8 protein-coding genes are annotated in these 12,944 nt (G+C 59.3%); 1 reads left to right on the top strand and 7 read right to left on the bottom strand.

The features are described from left to right. Positions 1 to 118: 118 nt before the first annotated feature. From idi to bglX, 5 genes are all read right to left on the bottom strand, one after another. Complete coding sequence (gene idi, locus AC2CF9_RS07500; RefSeq protein WP_039383369.1) at positions 119 to 652, bottom strand: isopentenyl-diphosphate Delta-isomerase; 534 nt, start codon at positions 650 to 652, stop codon at positions 119 to 121. 202 nt (positions 653 to 854) lie between these two features. Then, positions 855 to 2,750: a methyl-accepting chemotaxis protein gene (locus AC2CF9_RS07505; RefSeq protein ID WP_484556676.1), complete on the bottom strand. Its 1,896-nt coding sequence runs from the start codon at positions 2,748 to 2,750 to the stop codon at positions 855 to 857. 207 nt (positions 2,751 to 2,957) lie between these two features. Continuing rightward, complete coding sequence (locus AC2CF9_RS07510; RefSeq protein ID WP_484556677.1) at positions 2,958 to 4,067, bottom strand: suppressor of fused domain protein; 1,110 nt, start codon at positions 4,065 to 4,067, stop codon at positions 2,958 to 2,960. Positions 4,068 to 4,196: 129 nt separating this feature from the next. Beyond that, positions 4,197 to 5,075 (bottom strand): oxygenase MpaB family protein, encoded by an 879-nt coding sequence (locus AC2CF9_RS07515; RefSeq protein WP_150018316.1) that lies wholly within the window; start codon positions 5,073 to 5,075, stop codon positions 4,197 to 4,199. Between the two features lie 74 nt (positions 5,076 to 5,149). Beyond that, positions 5,150 to 7,447: a beta-glucosidase BglX gene (bglX, locus tag AC2CF9_RS07520; protein WP_150018315.1), complete on the bottom strand. Its 2,298-nt coding sequence runs from the start codon at positions 7,445 to 7,447 to the stop codon at positions 5,150 to 5,152. Between the two features lie 155 nt (positions 7,448 to 7,602). Between bglX and dld the strand changes: the two genes are divergently transcribed. Further along, entirely contained in the window at positions 7,603 to 9,312 is a 1,710-nt protein-coding gene (dld, locus tag AC2CF9_RS07525; protein ID WP_484556678.1) for a D-lactate dehydrogenase, read from the top strand. A 48-nt stretch (positions 9,313 to 9,360) separates the two neighbouring features. Here the strand turns inward: dld and AC2CF9_RS07530 are convergent, their stop codons facing one another. After that, positions 9,361 to 11,814, bottom strand: coding sequence for a DUF3772 domain-containing protein (locus tag AC2CF9_RS07530; RefSeq protein ID WP_484556679.1), 2,454 nt, complete (start codon positions 11,812 to 11,814; stop codon positions 9,361 to 9,363). 162 nt (positions 11,815 to 11,976) lie between these two features. Continuing rightward, positions 11,977 to 12,915, bottom strand: coding sequence for a D-alanyl-D-alanine endopeptidase (gene pbpG, locus AC2CF9_RS07535; protein WP_150018312.1), 939 nt, complete (start codon positions 12,913 to 12,915; stop codon positions 11,977 to 11,979). Positions 12,916 to 12,944 lie beyond the last annotated feature (29 nt).

A 12,944-nucleotide genomic window follows, 5' to 3' on the forward strand; every position in this document is an offset into this window, starting at 1 on the left:
AAGCGTAGCCTGGCGCAGCAGGCGACGGGAAAAAAGCGCAGAGTTTACGTCTGTTTTGTTAAGCCGGGCAAAAATTGCCCCGCACAGAAGGTGCGAGGTGTGTCCGAAGATAGGCGTGTCAGGCGGTCAGGCGAAAGTCACCCAGCGTATGCGGGATGCGCGGGAAGGTATGCAGAAACCACGGCGTAAACTGCTCCGGCTCGGTCTCCATCTGCTGCTGAATCTGCCCGACTGAACGGTAGCACCAGGCGTCCGCCTCTTCCGGGTTCAGCACCGGCTCTTCATCACTGATGGCAAAAAAGACGTGGCCATACTCATGTTCAATCAAACCGTTGCTGAGCGGCAGGTTGTAGCTCAGCTCAAATACCGGCGTCAGCGCCAGGTTCAGTCCCATCTCTTCACGCAGACGGCGCTCAGCGGCATCGAGCGTTGGCTCCTGCGGAAACGGATGGCTGCAGCAGGTATTACTCCAGAGTCCGCCACAGTGATATTTACTGCTGGCACGCCGCTGCAGCAGCAGCTCATGACGCGAATTAAACACGTAAACCGTTACTGCGCGATGCAGTAAGCCTTTTTCATGCACTTCCAGCTTTTCCATCTTGCCGGTGGGACGATCGAGGTGGTCAACAAGAATAACTTCTATGGCAGGCATGAGGGCTCCTTCAGAAAAATCCCTGCTATTGTACACAATCGCCGTGGCAGCAGCGGAGAAAAACGCGCACGTTTCGTGCGCTGGCGCGGTAAAAAATAAGCTTAGCAGGCATAATCTGAATCGGCGAAGAAGAAGGTATGCAGAGGTAAAGCATGATGAGATTGCGGCAGCATGTAAGCCGCCGCAATGGTGATGAGTGCGGTTATAGTCTGAAGCTCTGCACCACCTGTTCCAGCTGCACGCTCTGCTCCTCCATCGCACGCGCGGCTGAAGAGACCTGCTCTACCAGCGCGGCGTTCTGCTGCGTGCTGCCATCCAGCTGCGTGATCGCGACGTTAACCTGATCGATACCCATGCTCTGCTCACGGCTGGCGGACATAATTTCGCTCATCAGGGTGGTGACGCTGCTGACGCCCTGCATCAGCTCATCCATGGTCTGTCCCGCCTGTTCAACCAGCTGGCTGCCGGTATCAATATTTGCCACTGACTCTTCAATCAGCTTTTTAATCTCCCGCGCTGAGTTAGCTGAGCGCTGCGCGAGGTTGCGTACTTCTGAGGCTACCACCGCAAAACCGCGCCCCTGCTCTCCGGCGCGCGCCGCTTCAACCGCCGCGTTCAGAGCCAGAATATTGGTCTGAAACGCGATGCTGTCGATGACGCTGATGATGTCGACGACTTTACGCGATGAGTGGTGGATCTCCCCCATGGTGGTCACGACCTGACGCACGACTTCACTGCCGCGTGCCGCCACGGTGGCCGCACCGTCAGCCAGCTGATTAGCATGGGTGGCGTTATCAGCGTTTTGGCGCACGGTGCCGGTCAGCTCTTCCATTGAGGCTGCCGTCTCGACAATGGAGCTGGCCTGCGATTCGGTGCGCGCCGAGAGATCGGCGTTGCCGCTGGCAATTTCGCGCGAGGCCGCCGTGATCGCCAGCGCGCTGTCGCCCACCTGACGCATCAGCCCCTGCAGGTAGCTGATGAACTGGTTAAAGCTCTCAGCCACGGCGTTAAATTCCGGGCTATTGCTGGCAGGCAGGCGCTGTGTAAGGTCGGCGCCGCCGGTTGAGAGTGCTTCAATATTTTTATGCAGCACGCCCAGACGCTTCATCATTGCGCGGACAAAGCCCAGCGATACCAGCAGCAGAATAATAGCCAGCGGGATCTGCACCACCCCCAGCCGCGTCAGCATACTGTGCGTCTGCGCATCCAGCAGGCTGGAGGGCACGTCGCTGGCGAGATACCACGGGCTGCCGGGGATCGCCTGCAGGAACAGCGTATGCTCACCATCCTCACCGCTAAACGTGGTCTGCGCCGGCTCACTCCCCGTCTGCGTCAGCAGCGACTTCAGCGCAGCGGCCATCGGCAGCCGGGTATCGCTCAGGTTTTCCAGCTTTGGCGCACCGTCCAGTAGCGCCGCGTTCCCGACCACTTTGCCATCCGCTTCAACAATCAGCACGCGGCCTTTAATGGCGTCACCCATCTGCTTCGCCAGCTGATTAAAAAAGCCCAGCGTGACGTCAATTGTGGCGACGCCCCAGACGCTGCCGTCGCGATAGATAGCCATCGCACAGTTGGTACGCGGTTGCGGGCTGGCCGCATCCTGATAGGCTTTAGCCCAGGCGCACTGCCCTTTTGCTGCGGCCATACCCGCTTTGTACCACGGCTGCTCCCAGTACTTATCGGCCGCATCGGAGTTCCAGTAGGTATTGACCTGCAGCTGATTGCTGGCATTGCGCGCAAAGAAAGTGCTGTCTTTCTCTTTTGCCGGATCGCGCCGGTTCGGCAGCGGCCAGATCCCGCCGCCAAATACGTTGCTATCCTGGTACTGGTTTACCAGCGCCGGCAGCAGCGTCTCTATCGTTGCGCTCTCCATCACGCCCGCTGCTTCCGTTATCGCCCGCTGCTGCGCCTGAACCCGGTTCATCTGTTCAACAATGCGTCCGGCCAGACCATCAACTTCATAGCGCACCAGGCGGCTCTCATTCTGACTCAGCTGCGGTGCGATAAACTGATTGATCACCAGTACAGTGACCAGCATCAGCACAACAAAAAATGCGACCAGCGTCGCGGTAAAACGGGATTGTGTCGTTTTAAACATTCGGATGCCCTTACCCTGGTTGGCGAGTTGCCTGATCGAGGTTAACGGCGTGTTAATGGGGAACTTGAGAGGCGCGGGATCACAAAAAAAGCAAATAGTTGAATCGGGTGACTATTTTTATAGGTTAAGAATAACCGGCGGTCAGCAGAGCAGAGAATTGCCTGCCTGGAGACAGCGCGCCCCTCTTCACAGAAGAAGGGCGGGCGTTTACTGAGGCGGCGCCACCACCTCCTGACGCGGGCGGAAGATATGGCTGTTGCCCTCGGCCAGCAGCCGCTGAAGCAGCTGCTGTCCGCCCTGTTCATCCGACTGCGCAAAGTGGCGTTCCGCTTCGGTGATCGGCGTCGCCCAGAGCAGTTCCGGCCGATCGCCGTCGCGCTTCGGCAATCGCAGCGACGCCGCCTCCGGTGCCAGCGCGTTAGCCAGCAGAAAGCTTTCAAAGCCGACCGGTGCCACTTCAGATGCCAGCGTATGCCCTTCGCCAATCCACGTCAGCCGCGCCCACGGCAGATGGGCAAACTCAGCCAGCGCGCTCGCCATCTGCACCGCGTTGGCCTCGGTCATCACCTCGCCATCTACCGCCAGCGCCAGCTCAACCCGCCGGTACTGGGGGGCCAGCTCTTCAAACAGATAATCGACCTGCGGCATCGGACGAATGCTCATTCCCAGCGTGACAAAATACCAGACGCCGTTGTGCCAGTGCTGAGAAAGCGCCATCGGCGGCCAGCTGCCCTGATCGATAGCATAATATTTGACCGACTCACCCCACCGCGCCTGGTAGACCTGCAGCATTTCATGCTGGATTTTTTCCCACTGCTGGTCGTCGTGCCAGTCGCGCCAGAAGTGACGCTGCTGCTCAGCACGCGCATAGTATTCATTGGTTGAGGCGGAACCCAGCGGCGCCGTCAGGCGGTTTTTCCTGATACAGCCGGCTGAGAAGCTGACCTGTTTGCTCTGATAGAGACTCCAGCCGGGGATCACCGCCAGCAACTGACCGTAGTACCACAGGGCAGCCCCGGTATCATCCGGCTCCCACAGTACCTGCAGGCCTGCGGGATCGAGCATCGGCTCCGCCTCCAGCGTGCGGCAATACTCTGCGCTCAGCAGCGGCGCGATCCCCTGCTCCATCGCTTCACGATCTTCCTCTGCCGGTGCCGGCAGAAGGTTGCGCAGCCAGCAGCCGCGAACAGCGTACTGGCTGCGAAACAGGTCGTTGGGCCAGATATAAAAATAGGCGGTGCGCGCATCCTGTTCGACGATCGCGGTTAAAGTATGTTGCTGATTCGGCACCTCAGCAATCAGAGGGTAACTGGTCATAACGCCTCGACAATGCCTGGAGGGATCCATTTTCCCCGAGAATAGAGCAGGATCGGCACTCGCGCCATGTGAGACAAGGGTAAAACTCTCAAAGTGCGGCTGCGCTCGCGCTGAGCGCCTGGCTTTGCTTCAGCGGTAGCGGGCGTCACGCCCCATACGCTGCATCGCCCGTGACCAGGCGCCGCGCTGTATCGACCAGCGCAGCAGGCGCGCCAGCAGCAGCATCTGCCGATCGGTACGCCACTGCGTCAGCGGGCTGACCGGGCGCTGCAGCTGCTGCTGTGCCCACGCCGGCAGCAGACCGATGCCCGCCTGCAGCATCGTGCGCATTGCCGGTCGCGCCTGCCAGCCGGGTGCCGGCGCATTCATCAGCAGCGCCATCACCTCCTGCGTGCGCGCATCAAAACAGAGTTCCGGACGTATCGCCTCCAGATAGTGCGCGACGTCGGTCACGCTGCACGGCACCTGCTCTGCGCCCAGCGCAATCGCCACCTGCGCCGCCTCCTGATAGTAGCGATCCTGCTCAGCCCGGCTGAGCGTCGGGTTTTTATAGCGCAGATGGGCTGCCAGAAAACGGCTGGTTTCCGCCACGTGCACCCAGGTCAGCAGATGCGGATCGCTGGCAGCGTAAGGATTACCGTTGCTGTCGGTGCCGCTAACCTGCAGATGGATCCGCTTCACCCGATCAATCAGCGTCCGGGCATCAGCACTATTGCCGAAGGTCGTTACGGCGATGAACTGGCTGGTGCGGCGCAGCCGGCCGAGCATATCCTGACGGAAGCTGGAGTGATCCCAGACCCCGGCCAGCGCCGCCGGATGCAGCATCTGCAGCATCAGGGCGCTGATACCGCCGCAGAGCATCGCCGGAAAATCTCCGTGGATGCGCCAGATAGTGGAGTCGGGGCCAAACAGGCCGGGATCGCCAGGCGGCTGCGAGAGGTCAAACTCGTTGAGTGCCAGCCCGTTAAGGCGAAAGATCTGCTGTTCAATGCGATTGCGAAGCGTCATGGTGGCGTGGTGTCGGATAAAAAGGCGTCAGGGATAGCGCTCCCGGCCTGGCGACCGGGAGACGCGGTTATCCATTAAAGATAGTCGAACTGCGCATCCTGAGTGCGTACGGAATCCAGGCCAATCATAACGTTAAATTTGCCAGGTTCCGCCACGTGCTGCATCTGCTGGTTCCAGAATTTCAGCGCGTCAGCATCAATCGTAAAGCGCACGGTTTGTGACTCACCAGCTTTCAGCATAATGCGCCGGAAGCCGCGCAGCTCCTGAACCGGACGGCTGATACTCGCCACCGGATCGTTGAGATACATCTGTACCACCGTTGCCCCGTCACGTTTACCGCTGTTGGTCACCGTTACGCTCGCTTCAATGCTGCCGCTGCGCGGCATCGTGCGGGCGGAGAGCGTCACCGGTGAAACGGTAAAGCGGGTATAGCTCAGGCCGTAACCAAACGGATAGAGCGGGCCGTTGATGGTGTCGTAGTAGTGAGAAGTATATTTATTGGGTTTTTCCGGATTATAAGGCCGCCCGGTTGGCAGATGATTATAGTACAGCGGGATCTGTCCCACTGAACGCGGGAAGGTGACCGGCAGCTTGCCGGAAGGGTTGTAATCGCCAAACAGCACGTCCGCGATAGCATTGCCGCCTTCGGTGCCGCTGAACCAGGTTTCCAGCATCGCATCCGCCATGCGGTCTTCATTCACCAGCGTCAGCGGCCGGCCATTCATCAGCACAATCACCAGCGGCTTGCCGGTGGCTTTCAGAGCCGCCAGTAATTTCTGCTGGCTGGCCGGAATCGCCAGTTCGCTGCGGCTGGACGCTTCATGCGCCATGCCCTGCGCCTCACCCACCGCAGCGACGACCACATCCGCCTTCTCTGCCTGGGCTACCGCCTCATCAATCATCTGCTGCGGGGTGCGTGTATCGACGCTGACCGCCTGCTCGTAGAGGTTGAGGAAGCCCTGAATACCTTTGTTGTCAGAAACGTTAGCCCCTTTGGCGTAGAGCAGCGTGCCTTTATCGGCCATGGCATTGCGCATCCCCTGCAGCAGCGTCACCGACTGCTTTGCCACGCCCGCGGCTGACCAGCTGCCCATGATATCGCGCTGGCTGTCCGCCAGCGGCCCCACCAGCGCAACGGTCGCGTCACGCTTCAGCGGCAGCGTCTCATGCCAGTTCTTGAGCAGCACCATGCTCTTGCGCGCCACGTCGCGCGCTTCAGCACGGTGCAGACGGCTCTCCGCGTTGGTATCCTGCGGATCGCTGCTCTGCGGTCCGAGGTGGCTGTACGGATCGTTAAACAGCCCCATGTCATATTTGACGTTGAGCACGTGACGGGCGGCATCATCAATTTCACGCATGCTCACCGCTCCACTTTTCACCAGCGCCGGCAGATATTTGCTGTAGTACTCATCGCTCATGCTCATGTCGATGCCTGACTTCAGCGCAATGCGCACCGCATCCTGCGGATCGCTCGCCACACCATGTTTGATCAGCTCTTTAATCGCACCGTGATCGCTGATGGTAATGCCTTTGAATTTCCACTGGTCGCGCAGCAGATCTTTCAGCAGCCAGCCATCCGCGGTGGCCGGGGTGCCGTTCAGCGAATTCAGCGCCACCATCACGCCACCGCTGCCGGCATCGAGCGAGGCTTTATAAGGCGGCAGATAGTCCTGCGCCAGCCGCTGCGGACTCATATCTACAGTGTTGTAGTCACGCCCCCCTTCTACCGCGCCGTAGGCGGCAAAATGTTTCACGCTGGTCATCACGGCGTAACGATCGGCCGGGCTTTTGCCCTGCATCGCTCTGACCATGGTGCTGCCCATCTGCGACGTAAGATAGGTATCTTCGCCAAAGCCTTCGGAGCCACGCCCCCAGCGCGGTTCGCGGCTGACATCCACCATTGGCGCCCAGGTCATATTCAGACCATCATCTGCGGCCTCATAAGCAGAAATACGCCCCACTTCACCAATTGCATCGCGATCCCAGCTGGCCGCAAGGCCCAGCGGAATCGGAAAAATAGTGCGCTGCCCGTGCACCACATCGTAGGCAAAGAAGAGCGGAATTTTCAGGCGGCTTAACTGCATCACCTGATCCTGCATGGCGCGAATATCCTGACGGGTGACGGTATTAAAAATCGCCCCAACCTGACCCTGCTGGATCATGTCGCGAATCGCCTCTTTCGGCGTGTCGGGTCCGACGCTGATCAGCCGCATCTGGCCAATCTTTTCGTCCAGCGTCATTTTGCTGAGCAGCTGGCTGACATACGCGTCGCGCGCCTGCTCCGTCATGGGATGTGTTTCACGCAGCGTATCGGCAAACGCCGGCTGCAGAGCCAGGGAGACCGCGAGGCTAACAGAGTAAATCCATTTCATCAGGTTGGGTTCTCTTAAGTAACTGCGCACAATGAAGATTACCGGGGCAGTGTGCCACAAGATGAGGATAGCAGGTAGCCGCCTTTGTCACACGGCGACCAGAGCCGCGCCGCGTGCTACAGTAGAAACGCCACGTTAACGACAAGGACAGGCTCATGAATTCTCACCTTTCTCACCCTGCACTGGTTGCCGACCTGCGCCGTCTGGTTGGTGCCTCTCATCTGCTGACTGATGCGGAACAGACCGCGCGCTATCGTACCGGCTTTCGCTCCGGCGCAGGCGATGCGCTGGCGGTGGTCTTTCCGGGGTCGCTGCTTGAACTCTGGCGGGTCCTGCAGGCGCTGGTCAGCGCGGACGCCATTATCCTGATGCAGGCGGCAAATACCGGCCTGACGGAGGGTTCCACGCCTAACGGCAATGATTACGATCGTCCGGTGGTGATCGTCAGCACCCTGCGTCTCGACCGGCTGCAGCTGATTGATGGCGGCAAACAGATCCTCGCGTTTCCCGGCAGCACGCTCTATCAGCTGGAAAAAACGCTCAAACCGCTCGGGCGCGAGCCGCACTCGGTCATCGGCTCCTCCTGTATCGGTGCGTCGGTGCTGGGCGGGATCTGTAATAACTCCGGCGGCTCGCTGATCAAACGCGGCCCGGCCTACAGTGAGATGGCGCTGTTTGCGCAGGTGGACGCCAGCGGTAAACTCAAGCTGGTTAACCATCTGGGTATCGATCTGGGCCACTCACCGGAAGAGATCCTCGGGCAGCTGGATGATGAGCGCTGGCAGCAGAGCGATGTCCGCTGGGATGAGCGCCACGCCTCGGACTATGAATACGCCGGGCGAGTACGTGACATTCATGCCGATACGCCGGCGCGCTTTAACGCTGACGCCCGCCGGCTGTTTGAAGCCTCCGGCTGCGCCGGTAAGCTTGCCGTGTTTGCCGTGCGTCTGGATACCTTTCCGACTGAGCCACAGCAGCAGGTATTTTATATCGGCACCAACGACCCCGCCGTGCTGGGCGAGATCCGCCGTCATATCCTGGCAGAGTTCACCCATCTGCCGGTAGCTGGTGAATATATGCACCGCGATATCTTCGATATTGCCGAAGTGTACGGCAAAGATACTTTCGTGATGATCGACAAGCTCGGCACCGATAAGATGCCGCTCTTCTTCACCCTCAAGGGCCGGGTTGATGCCTGGCTGAACAAGCTCAGCTTTGTGAAGCCGCACTTCACCGATCGTCTGCTGCAGCGTATCAGTCGCCTCTTCCCGGCTCATCTGCCGAAACGTCTTAAGCACTATCGCGATAAATATGAGCACCACCTGATGCTGAAGATGTCCGGCGAAGGCGTTGCCGAAGCGCAGGCGTATCTGCAGGACTATTTCCGTGAGGGCGGCGGCGAGTTTTTCGCCTGCGACAGCAAAGAGGGATCGCATGCGTTTTTACATCGGTTTGCCGCCGCCGGTGCCGCCGTGCGCTATCACGCGGTGCATGCGGATGAAGTGGAGGATATTCTGGCGCTGGATATCGCCCTGCGCCGCAACGATGAAGCCTGGTTTGAACAGCTGCCGCCGGAGTTTGATAACGATCTGATCCACCGGCTCTACTATGGCCACTTCTTCTGCCACGTATTCCATCAGGATTACATTGTGAAAAAAGGCGTGGATGTGCACGCGCTGAAAGAGAGGATGCTGGCGCTGCTCAGCGCGCGCGGGGCAGAGTATCCGGCGGAACATAACGTCGGCCATCTCTATAAAGCGAAACCGCAGCTGCAGGCGTTTTACCGTGAACTGGACCCGACCAATACCTTCAATCCCGGCATCGGTAAAACCAGCAAACAGAAAGGCTGGGCAGTCAAAGCCTGAGACCGGCAGTTATGTGCAGGGTGGTCTGATAACCACCCTGCCGTTGACTCAGGATTGCGGCGCATCCTGCTCCTGCGTAGCCGCCGCCAGGGCGCGGCGCTCGATGATCATGGTCTGCGGCGCCGACAGCACGATGCCCTCTTTACGCAGCCGCGTCAGAATATCGAACAGCAGATCGCTTTTAGCACCTGAAATCTGGCGCTGGCTGGCGACGTTCCCGGTTACGCTCAGCACTATGCCCGACGGGGTAAGATCTTTAAATGATACCGAAGGTTCAGGCGTCTCCAGAATGCGCTCATTCTCGTTATAGACCTCCAGCAGCAGCTCGCGCACCCGCACCGGATCGATATCGAGCGGGAACGTCAGCTGAATGGTCACCACCCCCTGCGCATTTCCCATAGTGGCATTACGTACGTTTTGTGAAATCAGCTGCGAATTGGGCACGATCACCGTTGATTTGTCGCCCAGCTGAATCTCCGTGGCGCGAACGTTAATCCGCCGGATATCGCCCTCAATGCCGCTGATGCTGACCAGGTCGCCTACTTTGACCGGCCGTTCGGTGAGCAGGATCAGACCGGAAATAAAGTTTTTAACGATCTCCTGCAGACCAAAACCGATACCCACCGATAGCGCGCTGACGATCCACGCCAGCTTGTTCCACTGCAGCCCCATGATGGAGAGCGTCAGCAGGATAATCAGCACGTAACCGATATTGCTGAACAGCGTCACCAGCGAGACGCGCATGCCGACATCCATGGTGGTTTTCGGCAGAAAATCGTTATCCAGCCAGCGGCGCACTGAACGCAATATCCAGATGCCCGCCACAAGGCAAATAAGGGCATTTACCATATGCGCCGGTACAATATTCAGCGACTCCAGCCCTTTGCCACCCCAGAACTCAATCACCTTCTGAATAAGCTCTACCGGCGTAGAGGAGGCAAACGTGCCGGTCATCAGCGCCAGCGCCACAATCCCCATCAGCAGCGCTTTACCCAGCGCGCTGAGCAGCGTGGCGGCCTGCTGCAGATAGCGCTCATCGATATTGAGCGAATTCTGCAGGCGGCGCCCGGCGGCGCTGCTGGTGGAAAACAGGCTTTCACAGCCGTCGGTAATGACGTGGCTTAAAAAGTAGAAGGAGCCAAACAGGATCCCGCACCACACCACTTCATAGCTCAGAAAGCGCGCCAGCGTCACATAGCCGATCGTCAGTGAAATCAGAATCGCAACGGCAGTCAGCGTGAGCGCCAGCTGAACCAGCCCGACCACCGTCGGACGCGCCTCCGGCGGATTGCCGAGCCGCGCCATGCGGCGGCGCACGCGGTTGGTACGCATACTGATAGCGAGCCCGGTGCTGCCAATCAGCAGCGCGGTCAGGCCATTAGCAAAAATCGTCGTGCTGAGACTGGTGCCTACCGTGTAGTTAAACGCTTCTGCGGTCTGAAAGATAAACACCAGCGCAGCGGTAATCGGCGGGAACGGCTTCAGCGCCAGCGCAACCTCATTAGAGATGGCCGGCAGACGCCAGCTGGGACGGCGGGTCGAGAGAAATGCCCGTCCCAGACCGGCAATCAGCCCGCAGTAGACGCTCAGCTGCACCAGACGGGTAACAAAATCCTGTACGTCGCCGGAGACTTCATCCCGGCGGGTAAACGCCAGCGCGCTGAAGTTAAAGGTCAGCACCACCGCAGCCAGCGTGGTCAGCGCGATGGCAGCCGCGAGGAAGCTGCGCCGCAGCCGCCCTTCGGGCAGCTTGTTAATACTCACCCAGGCGAGAAACTCTTCGCTGTAGCGCCGTCCCAGCGTCATCACCAGCATCGCAGCCACCAGCCAGCCGATGGTACCGGCACGCCAGTCCGGCTCCCACGACAGTGCCGCCGACGCCTTCAGCTCCGTAATAAAGTCACTGATTTTTTCGCCATCAAGATCCTGCTGGCTCACCAGCGGCGCCCAGAAGCGCGGGCCAAAAATACTGCCGGAATTGAGCGCCAGCTGATTTTTCAGCTGATCGCGGCGCAGGTTCACGATTTGCGAAGAGAGCACCAGCGCACCGTTTTTAATGCCTTCGGCCTGCTTGATCTGATCGTCCAGCTTGCCTTTCTGGTTTTCCAGCGAGCGGCGCTTGCGCGTCACCTCCGGCGTCTCTTTAACGCCGCTGTCCGCTTTGGGCGCGGGGCCCAGTACCGCCAGCTGCGCATCAAGCTGCTGGCGCTGCGGGACTAATGCCTGCCCCAGCGTCTCTGCATTGCCCGACAGCTCCAGCGCCATCTCATTAAGCTGGTTGAGCTGGTTTTCGCTGGTTTCTCCCGAGACCTGTCCTTTGATCTTATCGAGAATTTTTTGCATTTTTGGCAGCTCAACCGCCGGATTCGCCTGCGGCGGCGCTTCTTCTTCCTGTGCCGGCTGCTGTTGCGTCACATCGGGCGCGTCATCCGCCTGGCTCAGCGCGGGCACGCACAGCATGAGCAGTAACAGCGGAACAGTGAAAAAACGAAACTTGATCATAGAACGACATTCCAGCGAAAAAGCCAGTTAAACGAGTGTGGCGGCCAGTACAGGAGGTCGCCGCCGGGATGAAAACAGGTGTGATAAGGCTAAATCAGGGTACTGATGATACGCCAGTTTGCAAGTGGCGCGCCCCTCCTGCTGGCGGGCGCGCCCTCACCGTTACTCCACTACCGTATTGCTGGTGGTGAGGCCCGCTTTCTGTTTTTTATACGCCAGCGCTGCCGCCGGAACCGGGGCCGCTTTACCGGTTTCCAGCCAGTCGCGCAGGCGATTAGCATCGGCAAAGTGGGTATATTTGCCAAACGCATCGAGGACTACCAGCGCCACCGGGCGGTTGTTGATCACGGTACGCATCACCAGGCAGTGGCCCGCCTCATCGGTATAGCCGGTTTTCGTCAGCTGGATCCGCCAGCCCTCTTTGTAAACCAGGTGATTGGTATTGCGGAACGGCAGTGCGTAGTTCGGGTGCTGAAACACCGCCGTCTGCTCTTTCGTGGTGCTGAGCTGGCCCAGCAGCGGATACTGACGCGTCGCTTTCAGCAACTTGACCAGATCGCTGGCGCTGGAGACGTTCTGCGTGGAGAGACCGGTGGGTTCCACATAGCGCGTATGCGTCATACCCAGCGCGCGCGCTTTGGCATTCATGGCGCGGATAAAGGCGTTATAGCCGCCCGGATAGTGGTGCGCCAGGCTCGCCGCCGCGCGGTTTTCAGACGACATCAGCGCCAGCAGCAGCATCGAGCGGCGACTGATTTCGCTGTTGAGTTTGACGCGCGAAAATACGCCGCGCATCTCGCGCGTCTGGCTGATATCCACCGAAAGCATCTCATCCATCGGCAGCTTTGCATCCAGCACAACCATCGCCGTCATCACTTTAGTAATGGAGGCGATAGGCCGCACGCGGTCGGGATGGCTGGAGAACAGCACCTTGCCGGTATCGAGATCAACAATCATTGCGCTGCCGGAGGCGATTTGCGGCTGGGCCAGCGGCGCCAGACCCGACAGCGTGGCCGGTGCAGCCAGTACAGGTGTTACCGCCGCCGGGGCCGTCATAAACAGCGCCAGCGACAGCAGAGAAACAGGTAATTTAACAGACATCGTGTCAGTGAGATCCGATCAGGAGTTTT

The organism is Pantoea sp. SYBGC1 (assembly GCF_057197005.1).

What these genes read in the sequence shown, in the direction of transcription:
- AC2CF9_RS07505 (WP_484556676.1), bottom strand. Translation starts at nt 2,750, where the DNA reads ATGTTTAAAACGACACAATCCCGTTTTACCGCGACGCTGGTCGCATTT.
- AC2CF9_RS07510 (WP_484556677.1), bottom strand. Translation starts at nt 4,067, where the DNA reads ATGACCAGTTACCCTCTGATTGCTGAGGTGCCGAATCAGCAACATACT.
- idi (WP_039383369.1), bottom strand. Translation starts at nt 652, where the DNA reads ATGCCTGCCATAGAAGTTATTCTTGTTGACCACCTCGATCGTCCCACC.
- pbpG (WP_150018312.1), bottom strand. Translation starts at nt 12,915, where the DNA reads ATGTCTGTTAAATTACCTGTTTCTCTGCTGTCGCTGGCGCTGTTTATG.
- AC2CF9_RS07515 (WP_150018316.1), bottom strand. Translation starts at nt 5,075, where the DNA reads ATGACGCTTCGCAATCGCATTGAACAGCAGATCTTTCGCCTTAACGGG.
- AC2CF9_RS07530 (WP_484556679.1), bottom strand. Translation starts at nt 11,814, where the DNA reads ATGATCAAGTTTCGTTTTTTCACTGTTCCGCTGTTACTGCTCATGCTG.
- dld (WP_484556678.1), top strand. Translation starts at nt 7,603, where the DNA reads ATGAATTCTCACCTTTCTCACCCTGCACTGGTTGCCGACCTGCGCCGT.
- bglX (WP_150018315.1), bottom strand. Translation starts at nt 7,447, where the DNA reads ATGAAATGGATTTACTCTGTTAGCCTCGCGGTCTCCCTGGCTCTGCAG.